This window comes from Thermophilibacter sp. ET337, assembly GCF_024733715.1.
GTDB lineage: Bacteria > Actinomycetota > Coriobacteriia > Coriobacteriales > Atopobiaceae > Thermophilibacter.
In genome coordinates this window covers 59554-78637 of record NZ_JANRHO010000008.1, presented here as the reverse complement: position 1 = coordinate 78637, position 19084 = coordinate 59554, and the positions used below count along the sequence as shown (strand labels likewise).

At 67.8% G+C, this 19084-nt stretch carries 14 protein-coding genes; 12 read left to right on the top strand and 2 right to left on the bottom strand.

Features of this window, described 5'->3' with window-relative positions:
* Positions 1-119: 119 nt before the first annotated feature.
* From aspS to NW198_RS07985, 6 genes are all read left to right on the top strand, one after another.
* On the top strand, positions 120-1889 hold the full coding sequence (aspS, locus tag NW198_RS08010) for an aspartate--tRNA ligase (protein WP_258340694.1): 1770 nt from the start codon (positions 120-122) through the stop codon (positions 1887-1889).
* 285 nt (positions 1890-2174) lie between these two features.
* Positions 2175-2639 carry a MarR family winged helix-turn-helix transcriptional regulator gene (locus NW198_RS08005; protein WP_258340693.1) on the top strand — a complete coding sequence of 155 codons (465 nt, stop codon included), beginning with the start codon at positions 2175-2177 and terminating at the stop codon, positions 2637-2639.
* On the top strand, positions 2639-4378 hold the full coding sequence (locus tag NW198_RS08000; RefSeq protein WP_258340692.1) for an ABC transporter ATP-binding protein: 1740 nt from the start codon (positions 2639-2641) through the stop codon (positions 4376-4378). Before NW198_RS08005 ends, NW198_RS08000 begins: the two co-directional genes overlap by 1 nt.
* Position 4379: 1 nt before the next feature.
* Positions 4380-6218, top strand: coding sequence for an ABC transporter ATP-binding protein (locus NW198_RS07995; protein WP_258340691.1), 1839 nt, complete (start codon positions 4380-4382; stop codon positions 6216-6218).
* Between the two features lie 190 nt (positions 6219-6408).
* The gene (gene crcB, locus NW198_RS07990) at positions 6409-6789 is read left to right on the top strand and encodes a fluoride efflux transporter CrcB (RefSeq protein ID WP_087313975.1); all 381 of its coding nucleotides are present in this window, start codon (positions 6409-6411) and stop codon (positions 6787-6789) included.
* Positions 6790-6906: 117 nt separating this feature from the next.
* Positions 6907-7494: a flavin reductase family protein gene (locus tag NW198_RS07985; RefSeq protein ID WP_258340690.1), complete on the top strand. Its 588-nt coding sequence runs from the start codon at positions 6907-6909 to the stop codon at positions 7492-7494.
* On the opposite strand, the gene NW198_RS07980 is transcribed toward NW198_RS07985, so the two are convergent.
* Complete coding sequence (locus tag NW198_RS07980; RefSeq protein WP_258340689.1) at positions 7491-8957, bottom strand: lipopolysaccharide biosynthesis protein; 1467 nt, start codon at positions 8955-8957, stop codon at positions 7491-7493. The genes NW198_RS07985 and NW198_RS07980 overlap by 4 nt on opposite strands.
* Before the next feature lie 172 nt (positions 8958-9129).
* Between NW198_RS07980 and NW198_RS07975 the strand changes: the two genes are divergently transcribed.
* On the top strand, positions 9130-11832 hold the full coding sequence (locus tag NW198_RS07975) for a phosphoenolpyruvate carboxylase (RefSeq protein WP_258340688.1): 2703 nt from the start codon (positions 9130-9132) through the stop codon (positions 11830-11832).
* A 74-nt stretch (positions 11833-11906) separates the two neighbouring features.
* On the opposite strand, the gene NW198_RS07970 is transcribed toward NW198_RS07975, so the two are convergent.
* Complete coding sequence (locus NW198_RS07970; RefSeq protein WP_258340687.1) at positions 11907-12809, bottom strand: PPK2 family polyphosphate kinase; 903 nt, start codon at positions 12807-12809, stop codon at positions 11907-11909.
* Positions 12810-13055: 246 nt separating this feature from the next.
* Between NW198_RS07970 and NW198_RS07965 the strand changes: the two genes are divergently transcribed.
* The 5 genes from NW198_RS07965 (at position 13056) to NW198_RS07945 (ending at position 19037) form a co-directional block, all read left to right on the top strand.
* Positions 13056-13289, top strand: a complete 234-nt coding sequence (locus NW198_RS07965; protein WP_087313983.1) for a FeoA family protein — start codon at positions 13056-13058, stop codon at positions 13287-13289.
* Between the two features lie 47 nt (positions 13290-13336).
* Positions 13337-13567: a ferrous iron transport protein A gene (locus NW198_RS07960; RefSeq protein ID WP_087313985.1), complete on the top strand. Its 231-nt coding sequence runs from the start codon at positions 13337-13339 to the stop codon at positions 13565-13567.
* 149 nt (positions 13568-13716) lie between these two features.
* The gene (feoB, locus tag NW198_RS07955) at positions 13717-15966 is read left to right on the top strand and encodes a ferrous iron transport protein B (protein WP_258340686.1); all 2250 of its coding nucleotides are present in this window, start codon (positions 13717-13719) and stop codon (positions 15964-15966) included.
* Positions 15967-16147: 181 nt separating this feature from the next.
* Positions 16148-18103 carry an NlpC/P60 family protein gene (locus NW198_RS07950; protein WP_258340685.1) on the top strand — a complete coding sequence of 652 codons (1956 nt, stop codon included), beginning with the start codon at positions 16148-16150 and terminating at the stop codon, positions 18101-18103.
* Positions 18104-18227: 124 nt separating this feature from the next.
* Positions 18228-19037, top strand: coding sequence for a ZIP family metal transporter (locus NW198_RS07945; RefSeq protein ID WP_087313991.1), 810 nt, complete (start codon positions 18228-18230; stop codon positions 19035-19037).
* The last annotated feature ends 47 nt before the right edge of the window (positions 19038-19084 follow it).

Sequence of the window (19084 nt, the reverse complement as noted above, 5' to 3'; positions counted from 1 at the left end):
CACGTCTCCGTAGTACAATCGCCACGCGCGCGACGCTGCGCTGTCTACGCCACGTCGCCGCCCTCCGTCGGTCGCCGCCCGTACGACACGGGGCGGCAGGGAAGAAAGGCACGTTGCCCATGGACAACCACACCATGCACACCCACACCTGCGGCGAGCTGCGCCGCGACCACATCGGCCAGACGGTCACGCTCACGGGATGGGTCTGGCACCGCCGCGACCACGGCGGCCTCATCTTCGTGGACCTGCGCGACCGCGACGGCGTGACGCAGGTCTCCTTTGACCCCGAGCACTCCGGCGGCGAGGCGTTCCACGCGGCAGAGACCATCCGCTCCGAGTGGCCGATCAAGGTCACCGGCGTGGTGCGCGAGCGCCCCGAGGGCATGGAGAACCCCAAGCTCTCCACCGGCGACGTCGAGGTTCTCATTGACAGCATCGAGGTGCTCAACTCCTCCAAGACGCCGCCCTTCCAGATCGAGGACCACGTGGACACCTCCGAGGACGTGCGCCTGCGCTACCGCTACCTCGACCTGCGCCGCCCGCGCATGATGGCCAACCTGAAGCTCCGCTCCGACTTCACCTTCGCCCTGCGCGAGGCGCTGCACGGCCGCGACTTCATGGAGGTCGAGACCCCCGCGCTCTTCAAGTCCACGCCCGAGGGCGCCCGTGACTTCCTCGTGCCGTCCCGCACCCAGCCCGGCCACTTCTACGCCCTGCCGCAGTCCCCGCAGCTCCTGAAGCAGCTGCTCATGGTCGGCGGCGTGGAGCGCTACTACCAGGTCGCCAAGTGCTTCCGCGACGAGGACCTGCGCGCCGACCGCCAGCCCGAGTTCACGCAGGTGGACATCGAGATGAGCTTTGTCACGCAGGACGACGTCATGGGCGAGCTCGAGGACGTGCTGGCCGACGCCTTCGGCCGCATGGGCGTCGAGATGCCCACGCCCCTGCGCCGCCTGGACTACTGGGACGCGATGGACACCTACGGCTCCGACAAGCCCGACACCCGCTTTGGCATGGAGCTCCACGACGTGACGTCGATCTTCTCGGCCTCCAAGTTCAAGCTCTTCGCGAGCGCGGCGGCCACCGAGGGCCAGTACGTCAAGGCCATCAACGCCAAGGGCGCCGGCGCCTGGCCGCGCGCGCAGATCGACAAGCTGGCCAACGTCGCCGCCGAGTTTGGCGCCAAGGGCCTCGCCTGGATCGCCTTCCGCGAGGACGGCTCCGTGAACAGCCCGATCGTCAAGTTCTTCTCTGACGAGGAGATGGCGGCGCTGCGCGAGGAGATGGGCGTGGAGCTCGGCGACCTCGTGATGTTTGCCGTGGCCGACCGCAAGGGCGCCGACGAGATCCTCGGCGGCATGCGCCTGCACATGGCGGGCGCCCTGGGCATCGAGCGCGAGGGTCACGACTTCCTCTGGGTCGTCAACTTCCCGCTGTTTCACTGGGACGACGAGGCCAAGCGCTACGAGGCCGAGCACCAGCCCTTCACCCTGCCGACCGAGCTCGACGTCGAGAAGATCAAGGCGGACCCGCTCGCCATTGGCTCCGCCACCTACGACTTTGTCATGGACGGCTGCGAGGCGGGCGGCGGCGGCATGCGCATCCACAACTCGCAGATGCAGCTCGACATGCTCGAGCTCATGGGCTTCTCGATCGAGGGCGCCCGCGAGCAGTTTGGCTTCCTGATGGACGCCCTCGAGTACGGCGCGCCCCCGATGGGCGGCTTCGCGCTCGGCCTCGACCGTGTGTGCATGCTGCTGGCCGGCGAGGACTCGATCCGCGACGTCATGGCCTTCCCCAAGACGTCCTCGGGCTCCGACCTCATGTCCGACGCCCCGAGCGAGGTCTCCGGCAAGCAGCTCAAGGAGGTCTCCCTGCGTCTTCTGTAAAATGGGGACAGTCCCCAATTAACAGAGTGCCGGGCCCGTCCTCGCCGCGTGCGGGGGCGGGCCATTTTCGTGGCCCCCGAGGGTATGTACACGGTTGCGGCTGTGCCGTTCTTCTCGGCAAGCCGGTGACCTGCGGAAACGTTGACCGTCCGAAATCGGATGGTGTACACACCCTCGAAAGGGGGCGCGCGGGGCCCCGCGGAGCCACAAGCGAGAAGAACCTTGACTTGTCAACCAATCGGCGTATCCTTGCGACGGCAACAGTTGACACGTCAAGGAGTCGTGATGGCAGATCCCGTGAGTCCGGGGGCCTCGCTCGAGGACTTCCACATGCGCCTCATGCGCACCTTCCACGCGCAGCGCACCTACCTGCGCCCCAAGGTCGACGAGCTGGGCCTCGGCCCCGGCCAGCCCAAGCTGCTCGTCTACCTGGCTGTCCACGGGCCCTCGAGCCAGCGCGAGCTCGCGGCGTTCTTCGAGTGCGACCCCGGCGCGGTCTCCCGCATGCTCGACGCGCTCGAGCGCGCGGGCTTCGTGACCTCTGCGCCCGGGCGCGACCGTCGCACCAAGGTGGCCGAGCTCACGGAGGCCGGCCGCGCCGCGGCGGCCGCCTGGGACGAGGTTTGCGCCGCCGAGCAGGAGGTCATGCTCGCGGGCTTTGCGCCGGAGGAGCGCGCCGCCTTCGCCGACCTGCTCGCCCGCGCCCGGGCCAACCTCTGGTGCGCGGTCGACGGACGGGAGGTGCGCTGATGGACGGGGTGCGCCTCATCGCCCGCTACCTGGGTCCGTACCGGAAGGACTTCCTCGTGGCCGTGCTCTGCGTGGCCGTGGAGACCTCGCTCGAGCTCGTCATCCCCATGCTCATGGCAAACGTGGTCGATGACGGCATCCTCACGGGCGACCTCGACGCCGTCGTCGTCAACGGCGGCCTCATGCTGGTCCTCGCGTTCTTCTCGCTCGCGCTGGGCTTTCTCTACGCGCGCTTCTCGGCCCGTGCCGCCATGGGGCTGGGGGCGCGGCTGCGCGAGGCTGAGTACGCCCACGTGCAGGAGTTCTCCTTCGCCAACCTCGACGACTTCGAGAGCTCGTCTCTGGTCACGCGCCTCACGACCGACGTCACCGTGATCCAAAACGCCCTGGTCTCGGGCACCCGCCCGCTCGTGCGCGGCCCGGTGATCCTGGTCATGGGCCTGATCTTCGCCGCGGTCATGTCCGCCGAGCTCGCGGTGGTCTTCTTCGTGGTGATGCCGGTCCTCGCCGTGGCGATGTTTCTCGTGGTGCGGCGCGTGGGGCCGCTCTACCGGGTGCTCCAGGGCACGATGGACCAGTTGAACGACGCCCTCCAGGAGGACCTGGCCGCCATCCGCGTGATCAAGGCGTACGTGCGCGAGGGCCACGTGGCCGAGCGCTTCGAGGCCGTCAACGGCAAGCTCGCCTCCACCGCCACGCACACCTTCCGCACCGCCGTGCTCAACACGCCCATCTTCCAGGGCACGATGTACACCACCTGCGTGGGCATCCTCTGGTTTGGCGGACAGATGATCCTGGCCGGGACGCTGCAGGTGGGCACCTTCACCGGCTTCATGAGCTACGTCCTGCAGATCGTCAACTCGCTCATGATGATCTCCAACGTGTTTTTGCTGCTCGCACGCGCCGTGACGAGCATCGAGCGCGTGGGCGAGGTCCTGGACGAGCGACCCACCATCGCCTCCCTGCAGGGCGCGCTCGCGGAGGTGCCGGACGGCTCGGTCCGGTTTGACCACGTGAGATTCAAGTACGCGAGCGATGCCGAGAAGGACGTGCTCGAGGACATCTGCCTCGACCTGCCGGCCGGCTCGACCGTGGGGGTCCTCGGCGGGACGGGCTCGGGCAAGACCACGCTCGTGCAGCTCATCGCGCGTCTCTACGACGCGACCTCAGGCTCCGTGAGCGTGGGCGGCCATGACGTGCGCGCCTACGACCTCGCCGCCCTGCGCGACGCGGTGGGCGTTGTGCTGCAGAAGAACGTGCTCTTCTCGGGCACGGTGCGCGAGAACCTCGCCTGGGGCGATCCGGCGGCCACCGACGGGCAGATGCTCGAGGCGTGCCGGCTCGCCTGCGCCGACGAGTTCCTGGACCGGATCGGCGGGCTCGACGGCGACCTCGGTCAGGGCGGGGCGGGCGTCTCGGGCGGGCAGCGCCAGCGCCTGTGCATCGCACGCGCCCTGCTCAAGCACCCGCGGGTGCTCATCTTTGACGACTCGACGAGCGCGGTGGACATGGCCACGGACGCCCAGATCCGCGCCAATCTCGCGCGGCTCACGGGCGTGACCAAGATCGTGATCGCGCAGCGCGTGGCCTCGGTCATGGACTCCGACCTGATCGTCGTGCTCGACGACGGGCGCGTCCACGCGGTGGGCACGCACGACGAGCTTCTCGCCCGCGACAACATCTACCAGGAGATCTACGAGTCTCAGATAGGCTCTGGGATCAGCGGGGAGGTGGCCTAAGATGCCCGCGCGCCAGACCGCCGCGCCCGCGCGGCCCAAGAACCTGCTCTCCACCCTGCGTCGCCTGCTCGGCTACATGCGCCATGCCAGCTGGCGCCTGCTCGTGGTGGCGGTGCTCGTCTGCGTGGCGGGCCTCGCCAACCTCGTGGGGACGTTCATGATCAAGCCCGTGGTCAACGCCGTGGGCGCCGGGGACGTGGAGGGCTTCACGCGCCTGGTGGCCCTCACGGCGGTCATCTACGTGGCCGGTGTGGCCTCGGCGGCGGGATACACCCAGACGATGGTGCGCGCCGCGCAGAAGGTGGTCTTTGACATCCGGCGCGACCTCTTCGCCCACATCGAGCGGCTCCCGCTCTCCTTCTTCGACCGCACGCGCCACGGCGACGTGATGAGCTACTTCACCAACGACGTGGACACCGTCTCCGAGGCGCTCAACAACAGCTTTGCCAACCTCGTGCAGGCCGCGGTGCAGATCGTGGGCACGCTCACGCTGCTCTTCGTGCTGGACTGGCGCCTCACGCTCATCACCGTGGCGTGCGACCTCGCGATTGCGCTCTACGTGCGGTTCTCGGGCGGGCGCAGCAGCAGGTTCTTCTCGCGCCAGCAGGCGGAGCTCGGCGGGCTCGACGGCTACGTGGAGGAGATGATCTCGGGCCAGAAGGTCGTCAAGGTCTTCAACCACGAGGCGGCGAACCTCGCGCGATTCCGCGAGCTCAACGAGCGGCTGCGCGAGGCGGGCACCTCCGCGCAGGCCTACGCCTCCACGATGGTGCCCGTGACGGTGTGCGTGGGCTACGTCAACTACGCCATTGTGACCATCGTGGGCGCGCTGCTGGCGCTTGCGGGGACGATGGACGTGGGCTCGCTCGCGAGCTACCTCGTCTTCGTGCGGCAGGCGGTGGCGCCGATCAACCAGTTCACCCAGCAGGGCAACTTCCTGCTCACCGCCCTTGCTGGCGCGGAGCGCATCTTCGCCGTGATGGAGCTCGAGCCCGAGGTGGACGAGGGCGAGGTGGTCCTCGAGCACGCGGACGACGTCGAGGCCGCGCGCATGGCGGCGGGCGCGGCCGGCTGGGCCTGGAAGATCTGCGGCGAGCACGTGCCGCTCCAGGGCGACGTGCGCTTCTACGACGTGGACTTTGGCTACGAGGAGGGGCAGACCGTGCTGGCGGGGCTCACGCTCTACGCCAAGCCGGGGCAGAAGATCGCCTTCGTGGGGTCCACGGGCGCGGGCAAGACCACGATCACCAACCTCATCAACCGCTTCTACGAGACGCGCTCCGGCGTGATCACCTACGACGGCATCGACGTGCGGGACATCGAGAAGGCTTCCCTGCGGCGCTCTCTGGGCATCGTGCTGCAGGACACCCACCTCTTTGCGGGGACCATCGCGGACAACATCCACTTCGGCAAGCTCGACGCCACCGACGAGGAGGTCCGCGCGGCGGCGCGCGTTGCCAACGCGGACGGCTTCATCAGCCGCCTGCCGCGCGGCTACGACACGCCGGTGGTGGCCGACGGCGCCAACCTCTCCCAGGGGCAGCGGCAGCTGCTCGCCATCGCGCGCGCCGCGGTGGCGGACCCGCCGGTGCTCATCCTCGACGAGGCCACCTCGTCGATCGACACGCGCACCGAGGCGCTCATCCAGCGCGGAATGGACGCCCTCATGGCGGGACGCACGGTCTTCGTGATCGCGCACCGGCTCTCCACGGTGCGCAACGCCGACGCGATCATGGTGCTCGAGCACGGGCGGATCGTGGAGCGCGGCACGCACGAGGAGCTGCTCGCGCAGCGCGGCGAGTACTGGCAGCTCTGGACGGGCGCGAAGGAGCTGGACTAGGGTGGGGTGGGGCCGGGGCTTCGGCTTCGGTTGGCCCGGCCCCGCCTCCGGCTCACCCCGGAGGGTATGTACGCTTCTCCGACCCGCCCGTTCTTCTCGCCAAGCCTTTGACCTGCGGAAATGCAAATGCCCTGGAGCGGTGGGGTGTACATACCCTCACCTCCGGGGCCACCAAGGGAGGAAACCTTCCATGCTTGAGCTGATTGCCGTCGCAACGGGAGGCGCCGTCGGCAGCGTCGCACGCTGGGGCCTGGGCCGCATGCTCTCGGCGTGGCTGCCGGGGCTCCCGGCGGGGACCTTCGTGGCCAACGTGGCCGCGGGCCTGGTCATTGGCCTGATCAGCGGGGCGCACGCGGTCTCGCCGCTGCCCGAGCCCGCGCGGCTCGCCCTCACGGTGGGGCTCTGCGGCGGCCTCTCCACGTTCTCGACCTTCTCCAACGAGACGCTGCAGATGGCCGAGGCGGGAAACCTCCCCGGCGCGGCGGCAAACGTTCTGCTCAACGTTAGCACGTGCCTCGCCGCGGTCTGGCTGGGGACACGTCTGGGCGGGCAGCTGGCTTCGCTGTCGTGAGGTACTTTGGCCGACCTCGCACGTCGCACATTTTGGCGGGGGATTTCCCCTCTGATTTGTGCGACGTGCGAGGTGCGCTCGGGTACACTCTGCCCCAGGACCGCGATCGGAGGACACATGGCAAAGCAGACCTGGGCGGGCGGCAACATGCTCTACCCGCTGCCCGCGGTGATGGTGAGCTGCGCAAACGCGGCGGGCGAGAAGGACATCGTCACGGTGGCGTGGGCGGGGACCGTCTGCACCAACCCGCCGATGCTCTCCATCTCGCTGCGGCCGGAGCGCCACAGCTACCACATCGTGCGCGAGTCCGATGAGTTCGTGGTGAACCTCGTGACCGCGCGGCTGCAGCGCGCCTGCGACTGGTGCGGCGTGCGCTCCGGACGCGACTTTGACAAGTGGGCGGAGTGCCGCCTCACGCCCGCTCCGGCAACGACGCTCGAGCTGGCGCCCGCCATCGAGGAGTCGCCGGTGAGCATCGAGTGCCGCGTGCGTGACGTGCTGGAGCTGGGGAGCCACCACCTGTTTCTCGCTGACGTCACGGCCGTGCAGGTCGAGGACGCCCTGCTCGACGAGCGCGGGCGGCTCGACCTCGCGCGCGCCGGCCTCACGGCCTACAGCCACGGCGAGTACTTCGAGCTGGGACGGCGCATCGGGAGCTTTGGCTACTCCGTGCGCAAGCGCCCCGCGAAGGGCGGACGGCGCTAGTAGCCCCGGCTCATGCGCCGGCGAATGGCGCAGTACTCCATGACCAGCAGCACGAGCAGGATCGCCATCGAGACGAGCGAGCCCACCACGGCGCCCGCCAGCCCCGCGAAGTTCACGAGCAGCATCGACACCGGCACCGCAAAGGCAAACGCGATCAGGTAGAGCCTCGACACCTCACCCTGCGCGCGCAGCACGGTGACGATCTGGTAGAGGAAGTCGATGCACGCGCAGACGCCGCCCGTGCCCACCATCACGAGCGCGAGCCCGCGGAACTGCTCGAAGTCCAGCCCGTACATGAGGCTCATCAGGGGTATGCCGAGCCAGGCCATGAACAGCGCCATCGCCCCGGTGATCAGCGCGATCACACCCACCATCGCGAGTACCACGAGGTCGAAGCGACGGTGCTTCTCGGGGTCGTCCCAGATGCGCGCCAGGCGCACGAGCTGGGGCTTGTAGATGAAGCCCGCCACCATGAGGATCGAGTGCGCGGGGAAGTAGAGCGCGTTGTAGTAGAGCTGGTTGTCGTAGGAGAGGGCGCCCTCCATCGCGAACTTGGGCACCGAGTCGATGAGGTTGTAGAGGAACAGCGCCAAAAACAGCGGGAAGCACTCCACGAAGAGGTCGCGGATGCCGCGGGCCGTGGCCGGGAGGCTCTTCTCGGTCTCAAAGAAGGCGAGCGGCACCGTGAGCAGCAGAAGCGACGCCACGCCGCCCACCGCCATGGCAAAGCTCGCCACGGGCAGGCTCCGCGTGATGAACAAGATCACCGAGAACGCCACGAGGCCGAGCACGCAGCGCGCGGCCTGCGAGAGTCCCGCCAGGTAGAGCTTGTCCTTCTGCTGCAGGCGCCCCTCGTAGACGTCGGCCAGGCCGTCCACCGCGCGAAAGACGAGCACGCCCATGCAGACGGCAAACATCTGCGCGTCATAGCCGCGGAAGCGGCACCACAGCCATCCCACCAGCAGCATGGCGGCGCAGGTGAGAAAGCGCTGGATCTGGTAGTCCAGGAAGGAGCGCATCTCGTCGAGGTCGGAGACCTGGTAGGTGCGCACGCCGTAGTTGGCCAGGAACAAAAGGAGCGTTCCCACGGTGAAGGCCATGGAGAAAAGGCCGGCCTGCTCGGCGCCCACGAGCCAGGTGGCGACCATCGTGAGCACCGGGAAGAGCATGCCCCAGGCGGCCTGGCCGGCGGTGTTGCACACGTAGTCGCGCGTGGTCTGGTGGGCGAGGTACTGCTCGGTCTGCTCGGAGAGCTTGCCGCCAAAGACGGCGCCGATGAGGCGGTTCCACCAGTCGTTCACCGCGCGCGCGAGCGGGCCGGGCTGTCGGTCTGCCCGCGGCTTTCGCTCGCGGCGCCTGCGGGTCTCCACGCCGTAGCGCGGCGTCTTGGCGGAGCGGCTTGCAGGCCGGACCACGGCGACCACGCGACGGTTCATGAGGCGCTTGAGCGGGTTTTCGGGCATAGGGGCAGTCTCCCTCCAAAGGTGCACCCAAGCATTGTAGTCCAGCCGTCTCGCCGGACGCGTCCCGCCGACGTACGTGAACTATGCGTTTCTTGTCCGTGGGGTCTTGGTCGAAGGCAGGATCGCGGGGTATCTTCTAGAAGTCGACCGCACACCCGTACAAGGAGCAACGTTGGCCGAGAAGAACCTGACCGCCGATCGCGAATCGGCTATTATCCCCGCCCTCAACGTCCCCGAGAGCATCGCCGACAACATGGCGCTGTTCTTGCGCCTCGTGCGCAAGGTGCTCGAGGAGTTCGACCCGTCGCTGCGCGCCACCTTCGACGTCCTTCTCGCCGACGCCGTTCGCGCGAGCGCCGACGAGGCCTCCGAGACCGACGACGAGCGCGCGGCCTTCTCCGAGCTCGAGCGCATCATCGACGGGCTCGACGAGCGCTCGACCACGCTGCTGATGCGCGCCTTCGTGGCCTACTTCCACCTCGCCAACATCTGCGAGGAGAACTATCGCGTCGGGTCGCTGCGGGCCCGCGAGGCGGCGGTGGACACCGCCGAGCCCGCCGACCCCATCAACGACATCACTGTCGCGTATCGCCAGCTCGTGGAGGAGTGCGGCCGCGGCCGCGCGATCGCCCTGCTGCAGCGCCTGGAGTTCCGCCCGGTCTTCACGGCGCATCCCACCGAGGCGCGCCGTCGCGCCGTCGAGGGCAAGATCCGGCGCATCTCCGAGCTGCTCGCGGCGCGCTCCGGGCTCTCGGGCGTGGCGCTCGCGGAGAACGAGCGGCGCCTGCTGCAGGAGATCGACGCGCTCTTCAGGACGTCGCCGATCGCGCACAAGAAGCCGACTCCCGTCGAGGAGGCCGACACGATCGTCGACATCTTCGACAGCACCCTCTTTGACATGGTGCCCGACGTCTATCGCCGCTTCGACGACTGGGAGCTCGGCGAGAAGGCCGGGACCGTCCCGCCCGTGTGCCCGGCGTTCTTCCACCCGGGCAGCTGGATCGGCTCCGACCGCGACGGCAACCCCAACGTCACCGCCAAGGTGAGCCGCCAGGTCGCCGAGAAGTTCCGCGGACATGTGCTGGCGCGCCTCGCCGAGGCCACGGAGACCTGCGGGCGCAACCTCACGCTCGACGCCGTCTCCACGCCGCCCTCCGACGCGCTCGTGAACCTCTGGAGCCACCAGGTCGAGATGAGCGAGGCGCTCACGGCCCGGGCCCTTGGTATCTCTGCCAGCGAGCTGCACCGCGCCGCGATGCTGGTCATCGCCGAGCGCCTGCGTGCGACCGTTGACCGCACGGCTGACGTCATGTATGCGTGCGCGGACGACTACATCTCTGACCTGTACGTCGTTCAGTCGTCGCTTGCGCGCGCGGGCGCGGTCCGCACCGCCTACGGCCCGGTTCAGCGCCTCATCTGGCAGGCGCAGACCTTTGGCTTCCACCTCGTCGAGATGGAGTTCCGCCAGCACTCGCTCGTGCACCGCCGCGCGCTCGCGGACATCGAGGAGCACGGCCGGTGGGGTGAGCGCGGCGAGCTCGAGCCCATGACCCGTGAGGTCCTCGACACCTTCCGCGCCATCGCGCAGATCCAGCGGCGCAACGGGGTCGACGCCGCCCGGCGCTACATCATCTCGTTCACCAAGTCCGCCGAGGACGTGGCCAACGTCTACCGTCTGGCGCACCTTGCCTTCGCGCACGAGGCGGACGTCCCGGTGCTCGACGTGGTGCCGCTGTTCGAGCAGGTCGAGGACCTCGAGAACGCCGTGGCCACGCTCGACGCCATGATCGCGCTGCCCGAGGTCCAGCGTCGGCTCGACCAGACCGGGCGCAGGCTCGAGGTCATGCTCGGCTACTCGGACTCCTCCAAGGACGCCGGCCCCACCTCCGCCACCCTCGTCCTTCACGCCACGCAGGCCGCGATCGCGCGCTGGGCGGACGAGAACAGCATCGACCTCGTGCTCATGCACGGTCGCGGCGGCGCCGTCGGGCGCGGTGGCGGCCCGGCCAACCGCGCGGTGCTCTCCCAGCCCAAGGGCTCGGTGAACTGCTGCTTCAAGCTCACGGAGCAGGGCGAGGTCATCTTTGCCCGCTACGGCGACCCCACGCTGGCGCGTCGCCACGTTGAGTCGGTCGTGGGCGCCACGCTGCTGCAGTCGGCCCCCTCGATCGAGTGGGTCAACACCGAGACCACCGAGAGGTACGCCCCGCTCGCCGCCGAGCTCGACGCGGCATCCCGCGAGCGCTACCTTGACCTGCTGCACACCGACGGCTTTGCCGAGTGGTTCTCGAGCTGCACGCCGCTCGCTGAGGTCGGCCTCATGCCCATCGGCAGTCGCCCCGCCAAGCGCGGGCTCGGCGCAAAGTCCCTTGACGACCTGCGCACCATCCCGTGGATCTTCTCGTGGAGCCAGGCGCGCGTGAACCTGGCCGCATGGTATGGCCTGGGCAGCGCGTGCGAGCGGGTGGGGGATCTCGAGCGCCTGCGCGCCGCCTACGCGGAGTGGCCGCTGTTCACCACCTTCGTCGACAACGTCGAGATGTCGCTCTCAAAGGTCGACGAGCGCATCGCGCGGCTCTACCTCGCGCTCGGCGACCGCGACGATCTTGCGACGAAGGTGCTCGAGGAGATGGAGCTCACGCGCCGCTGGGTGCTCGCCATCGTGGGGGACGAGTGGCCGCTGCAGCACCGTCGCGTGCTCGGCCCGGTGATCCGCATGCGCCTGCCCTTCGTGAACGTCCTCTCCGTGACCCAGGCGCTCGCCCTGCGCCGCCTGCGCTCGGGCGACCTCACACCGGAAGAGCGCGAGCGGCTCACCTATCTCATCCTCTGCACCGTCTCCGGCGTGGCGGCCGGCCTGCAGAACACGGGGTGATCGGGCTCCGGTGCGCGTCTGCGCCCGAGCCCGAGCCCGAGCCTGTGCCCGAGCCTGCGCCTGGGCCCGAGCAGCTAGTCGTCGTGGTCCACGTCCGCCGCGGGGCCGTCCGTGAGCGCGCGTCGGCAGTCGGCGAGTCGCTCGCGCGCCCTGCGGGGGAGCTCGGGGTAGCACGGGTCTATCTTCTCGAGCACATCCAGGATCGCCTCCGAGACCAGGACGCGCGCGACCCACTTCTGATCAGCCGGGATCACGTACCAGGGGGCCTTCCCGGTGGCGGTTCCGGCGATCATGTCCTCGTAGGCGCTCTGATACTCGTCCCATTCCATGCGCTCCGAGAGGTCGCTCTCGGAGAACTTCCAGTTCTTGGCCTCGTCGTCGATGCGCTCGAGGAAGCGCTCGCGCTGCTTGTCCGCGCTCACGTTGAGGAAGATCTTCACGATGCGGTTGCCGGTGCGCCACAGATAGCGCTCGAAGCCGCGGATGTCCTCGAAGCGCTCCTCGAAGTAGCGCCTCTCGCTCATCTCCGTGCAGCGACGGGGCAGCTGATAGTCGCGCCAGAGTCCGTGGACGCGCACGACCAGGCACTCCTCGTAGTAGGAGCGGTTGAAGACCGCGATCTTGCCGCGTTCCGGCAGCGCTCCAAAGCTCCGCCAGAGAAAGCCGTGCGCGCGGTCCACGCTCGTGGGCTGCTTGAAGCTTCGCACGTCGATGCCCGTGGGGTTGACGCCACCCAAGACGTGGCGAATGGTCGAGTCCTTGCCCGCAGCGTCCATTGCCTGCAAGATCACGATGACGCTCTCGCGCGCCTCCGCGTAGAGCCGGTCCTGCAGTTCCTCGATGCGAGCCTTGTTCTCGGCGAGCCGAAGCTCGTATTCGGGCCTCTTCTCCGGGTCCACCCTCAGGGTGGTCGGGAAGTCTTCCAGCTTGAAGCCCTTCTCTCCGGTCACCGTGAAGTCGTCCAGGTCTTTGTCCATGCCGCTCCCTCCTACGCCCTTGGGCAAGATCTTCCCCTCGGCGTCGGCGGGGGAACGCTCGACTCGGCGGGCGTTACCGGTGACGCCGCAAGCGCCTCTGGTTTTGCATGCGCGGCAAGAGGGTGGCCCCATCGGAGTAAAGTTTCCCGCATGTAACTCAATCGGCGAACGGCACTTGCCTTCACAGAAGTAAGCCCTATATTACTCATGGGCAAGTCAACTGAAGCTAACAACGAAGGAGGCCTCATGGCATCATCCGCCCAGTTGCCGTTGGCGATGGTCGGCCCCGACGAGAAGGCTCACGTCGCCGGCATCCGCGGGGACGCGGAGCTGAGACAGCATCTCGCCGAGCTGGGCTTTGTCGAAGGCTCTGAGGTCAAGGTCATCTCGCGTGCCGCGGGCGACGTCATCGTGAGCGTGAAGGGCGCCCGCCTCGCGCTCAACCGATCCATGGCCAGCCGTATCACCGTGTCGCTCTAGCGCTCAAAAGTAACCGTCGCTTTTGAGCAGGGAAGAAAGGAAGGCGCATGCCAACTCTTAAGGACGTGAAGGTGGGGGAGAGTGCCGTTGTGTCCAAGCTTTTGGGGGCCGGTGCCCTCAAGCGTCGCATCATGGACATGGGACTCACCAAGGGGACTGCCGTCCACGTGCGCAAGGTCGCGCCGCTGGGCGACCCAATCGAGATAACGGTGCGTGGGTACGAGCTCTCGATCCGCAAGGACGAGGCCGCGCTCGTTGAGGTGACGGATGTGGCGTGACACGTTGACAAAGTTGACAAAGTAACCTGACGACATTGTCAAGTTGACAAGCTCGGCCGGCGACGGCCGTTTTCTCGCGCGCATAAGTTAGTCTAATCTAACAATTGGCACCAGACGAGTAGCAATTGGTTAACTTGGAAAGGGAAGGTATGGCTGAAACCACCATCGGTCTCGCAGGAAACCCAAACTGCGGCAAGACCACGCTGTTCAACGAGCTCACGGGCTCCAACGGGTATGTGGGCAACTGGCCCGGCGTCACCGTCGAGAAGAAGCAGGCAGCCTGGCGCGCCAATCGTGACGTGACCTTCGTCGACCTGCCCGGCATCTACTCGCTCTCGCCCTACACGCCCGAGGAGGTCGTCTCGCGCGACTATCTCGTGGGGGAGCGTCCCGACGCCGTGATTGACCTCGTTGACGTCACCAACCTCGAGCGCAACCTCTACCTCACCACCCAGCTTCTCGAGGCCGGTCGTCCCGTGGTCGTGGGCCTCAACATGTGCGACCTGCTCAAGGAGCGGGGCGACGTCATCGACACCGCCGCCCTGTCCGATCGCCTCGGCGTGCCCGTGGTCGAGGTCTCCGCGCTGCGCAAGACCAACCTCGACGCGCTGGTCAACAAGGCCGTGGCGGCAGGCCGGGCAGGCGCGGTCCAGCCGGGCGCGCCGTGCTTCTCGCCCGAGGTGGAGGACGCGCTCGGCAAGATCGCGGCCATCGTCTCCGGAAGCTGCGACGCCAACCTCGTGCGCTGGTACTCGGTCAAGGTCTTCGAGCGTGATGCCGAGGCCGTGAAGGCCCTGCACCTCAGCTCCGCGCAGCTCAACCAGGCCGAGAAGATCGTGCAGGCCGTCGAGAAGAGCCGCGGCGACGACGCCGAGTCCATCATCACCTCAGACCGCTACGACTGGATCGGCGAGGTCATGGCCTCCTGCGTCAAGAAGGCGCCCAAGAAGCTCAGCCTGTCCGAGAGGATCGACAAGGTCGTGACCAGCCGCGTGCTGGGCCTGCCCATCTTTGTGGCGGTCATGTTCGTCGTGTACTACATCGCGGTCTCGACGGTGGGCGACTGGGGAACCGTCTGGGCCAACGACGAGGTCTTCGGCGAGGGCTGGGAGCTCTTTGGCATGGCGATCCCGTCGATTCCCGCGGTGGTCGAGGGCTGGCTCACCGCGGCGGGCGCCTCTGACATGGTGAGCTCGCTCGTGCTCGACGGCATCGTGGGCGGCGTGGGCTCGGTCCTGGGCTTCATCCCGCAGATGCTCGTGCTGTTCATGATGCTCGCGTTCCTCGAGGACTGCGGCTACATGAGCCGCGTGGCCTTTGTCATGGACCGGCTGTTCCGCCGCTTTGGCCTCTCGGGCAAGAGCTTCATTCCGTTTCTCATCTCGTCCGGCTGCGGCGTCCCCGGCGTCATGGCCACCAAGACCATCGAGAACGAGAAGGACCGTCGCATGACGGCCATGCTCACCACCATGATCCCGTGCGGCGCCAAGACCCCGATCATCGCCCTCGTGATGGGCGTGCTCGTGGGCGGCGCTGACGCCTGGTGGGTGGCCCCGATGTTCTACTTCCTCGGCCTTGCCGCCATCGTCGTCTCTGCGCTCATGCTCAAGAAGACCAAGATGTTCGCCGGCGAGCCCGCCCCCTTTGTGATGGAGCTGCCCGACTACCACCTGCCCGCGCTCAAGAGCTGGTGGCTGCACGTGTGGGAGCGTATCTCCGCGTACCTCAAGAAGGCGGCGACGATCATCTTTGCCGCGTGCGTGGTCGTGTGGTTCCTCTCCAGCTTTGGCTTTGCCTCGTGGGAGGGCGGCGACGGCTCCTTCGGCTTCCTCGCCTCGCTGCCGGGCGCTCCCGAGTACAGCGCCGACTACTCGCTGCTCGCCATCGTGGCCGGCGCCATCGCATGGATCTTCGCGCCGCTCGGCGCCGACAGCTGGCAGGCGACCGCCGCTTCCATCAACGCTCTCATCGCCAAGGAGAACCTGGTCTCCACCTTTGGCACGATCTTCGGCCTGGGCGAGGCCACCGAGGGCGACCCGGTCATGTGGCAGGCCTTCGCGGCTATGTTCACCGACGGCGCGGGCGTCATGCACGCGGGTGCGATGTGCGCGTTCGTGGCGTTCAACATGCTCGACGCGCCGTGCTTCGCCGCCATCGGTACCATCCGTCGCCAGATGGACAGCCCCAAGTGGTTCTGGTTCGCGATCGGCTACCAGTGCGTCTTTGCCTGGTGCGTGGGACTGATCATCAACCAGCTCTGGGAGCTCTTCGCGCTGGGGAACTTCGGCGTGTGGACGGTGGTCGCGTTTGCGCTGCTCGCGGGCATGGTCTTCCAGATCGTCCGCCCGATGCCCAAGACCGAGCGGACAGACGAGAAGGTTCTCGCGCAGCTCGCATAAGTTTCTGCAAATTGGGGACAGTCCCCAACTAACATATGCGAATTGGGGACTGTCCCCAATTTACAGACGGCGCGCCGTCGGCCGAATGTGCCGGCGGCGCGCCCTTTGAACCTTTCGTCCATGTCGGTGCAAAGGAGTACACTTTCAGCTTGGTGTGAATAATCTGATGGCAGGAGGACCCATGAGGTTCAAGATGCGTGCGGTGGCTGTCGCCGCCGGACTGGGGCTGGCGCTTGCGGTTGCGCCCGGCGCGGCTCTGGCGGACGACCTCGCGTCACTGACCGTGACGGAGACCCCGGAAGTCTCTGTCATCGCGGCACAGGACGCGACGGACGGCCCCGAGACTTCCGTTCCGGCAGGCGAGAAGGACCTGCCGCCGGCGGTCGTGACCGAGGCACAGACCGACGTGAGTGACGCCCCGGAGGCGCCCGCCACGGAGACCGAGATCGAGATGCCCGTCATCGAGCCTGGCGCCGACGAGGGCGTGACGTCCGACGACGCCCTTCCCGAGCAGGGTCTTCCCGACGGCGACGCCCCGGTCGAGAGCCCGGTTGCCGACGAGGCCGAGCCCACGACCGACGCTCCGGTCACCGGCGAGACCGTCACCGATGACGGGCTCGCCGTTGTCGTCGACGAGGTCGCAGCCGACGAGACCGCCGCCGCCGATGCCGTCACCGACGCCGACGAGGCCGTCACCGACGACGAGGCCACGGCCGACGACGACTCCGTCTCGCTGAACGCCCCCGTGCTCCCCGCGGTCGGCTGGACCGGCAACTCCTACTGGGACGGCGTGACCAACCCCGACGGCACCCCGCGCCCCTACACCGGCTGGGTCGTCGACGACCACGACGGCCAGGGCCTCCAGCGCTACTGGGTGGTCAACGGCGAGAAGCTGCAGAGCGGCCTGTTCGACGCCGGCGCCGACGGCTGGGGCTACGTCCGCGACGACTACGGCTGGGTCCTGCGCGGCATCTACTACGCCGGCGACCTCATCTACATCGCCAACAACGACGGCCGCCTGCTCGATCCCGGCTGGACCGTCACGGGCGAGTTCACGGGCGGCGAGCTGCAGCGCTACTACGTGGAGGCCGACCACGCCATCCACCGCGGCTACTCGGAGAGCGGCGGCTACGGCCACTACGTCACCGACCAGGGCTACGTCGTGCGCGGCAAGGCGCAGACCGACGGTGACGTGGTGCTCGCCAACAACGACGGCGTCGTCGAGAGCGGCGGCTGGCTCGTGACCGGCGCCTACGACGGCGGCGTCATGCAGCGCTACTACGTCGACCCCGAGACCCACACCGCCAAGACCGGCCTGTTCACTGTCGACGGCAACAACTACTACGGCCTCTTCGGCGACGGCTACGTCCTGCGCGGCAAGGACGTCTGGGACAGCACGCACGTGCTTCTCGGCAACAACGACGGCGTGCTCCTCTCGACCCCCGGCTGGGTCGTGACCGGCGAGTACGACGGCGGCGTCCTCCAACGCTACTGGATCGACGAGCTCGACTACTGGGACGGCTTCTTCGCCGCGCTCACGGGCGTCTTCAACGTTGACGGCAACAACTACTACGGCGAGAGCGAGCAGGGCTACGTCCGCCGCAACGGCCACGCCTGGGTCATCGAGCACGACCACTACACGGGCGAGTGGTGCATGGCCAACAACGACGGCGTCCTTACGCCCGACCAGTCCGCGTACGCCGACACGGTCAACAGCTACATCAAGAGCATCATCGCCTACGCCGAGGACGACTCCCACGGCTACGACCAGGTCTGGCGCTGGGGCGAGAAGGGCGACTACGACTGCTCCTCGCTCGTCATCACTTGCCTGCGCGAGGCGGGCCTCGAGACCGGCTGGGCCACCTACACCGGCGACATGCGCTACTCGCTCACGACCTATGAGTTTGTGTGGATCTCCGACCCCTCCGAGCTCGTTCGCGGCGACATCCTCCTCAACGAGACCTATCACACGGCGATCTATCTCGGCGACGGCATGATGGCGCACGCCTCCGGCAACGAGTTCGGCACCGCCACGGGCGGCCAGCCCGGCGACCAGACCGGTCGAGAGATCTGCGTCCGCAGCTACTACGACTATCCGTGGGACGGCGTCCTGCGCCTCAAGACCTACGTGGCGTAGCGCCTTCGCAAGCGGTTTTCCTCGGGGGGCGGACCGGGAGGTCCGCCCCCTTTTTCTGCCGCATCAGGGGCGGGCGAGACGTGGGTATACTCCGGGAAGAGCCCAGAGGAGGAAGGGACGCCCCATGTTCGAAAACGTACCCCAGGCGCTGACGTGGGCCGCGCTCGGCTGCGGCTTCACGTGGCTCATGACCACGGCCGGCTCCGCCGTCGTGTTCTTCTTTCGCTCCGAGCGCAAGCTCATGCACCACATCTTTCTTGGCTTCGCCGCGGGCGTCATGGTGGCGGCAAGCGTGTGGTCGCTGCTCAACCCCGCGATCGAGCAGGCCGAGGGCCAGGGCGTGCCGGGCTGGCTGCCGGCTGCGGGCGGCTTTCTTCTTGGCGTCGCCTTTTTGATGGCCCTCGACACGCTCCTCCCGCACCTGCACGCGGGCTCCGAGGAGCCGGAGGGCGTGCCCTCGGGCTGGAAGCGCACGACGCTGCTCGTCTCGGCCGTGACGCTGCACAACATCCCCGAGGGCATGTCCGTCGGTCTGCTCTTTGCGATGGCCGCGCAATCGGCCGGGGCGGCGGGGGAGACCTACCTCGGCATGGCGTTCGCGCTTGCCGCGGGCATCGGGCTTCAGAACTTCCCGGAGGGCGCGGCGATCTCGCTGCCGCTTGCGCGCGAGGGCATGAGCCGTCGCCGCGCGTTTCTCGCGGGCAGCCTCTCCGGCATCGTCGAGCCGATCTTCGGGGTCGCCGTGGTGCTTGCGAGCGGCTGGATCTCCCCGTACATGCCGTGGCTCCTGGCGTTCGCCGCCGGCGCGATGATCTACGTGGTGGTGGAGGAGCTCATCCCCGAGGCTCACCTCGGCGAGCACTCCAACGTCGGCACGCTCGGCTTCATCGTCGGCTTCGTCGTGATGATGGTTCTCGACGTCGCGCTGGGGTGACAATAGTAAGACCTTGCTAACTTATGGAGAACCTGTGACGATGCCCA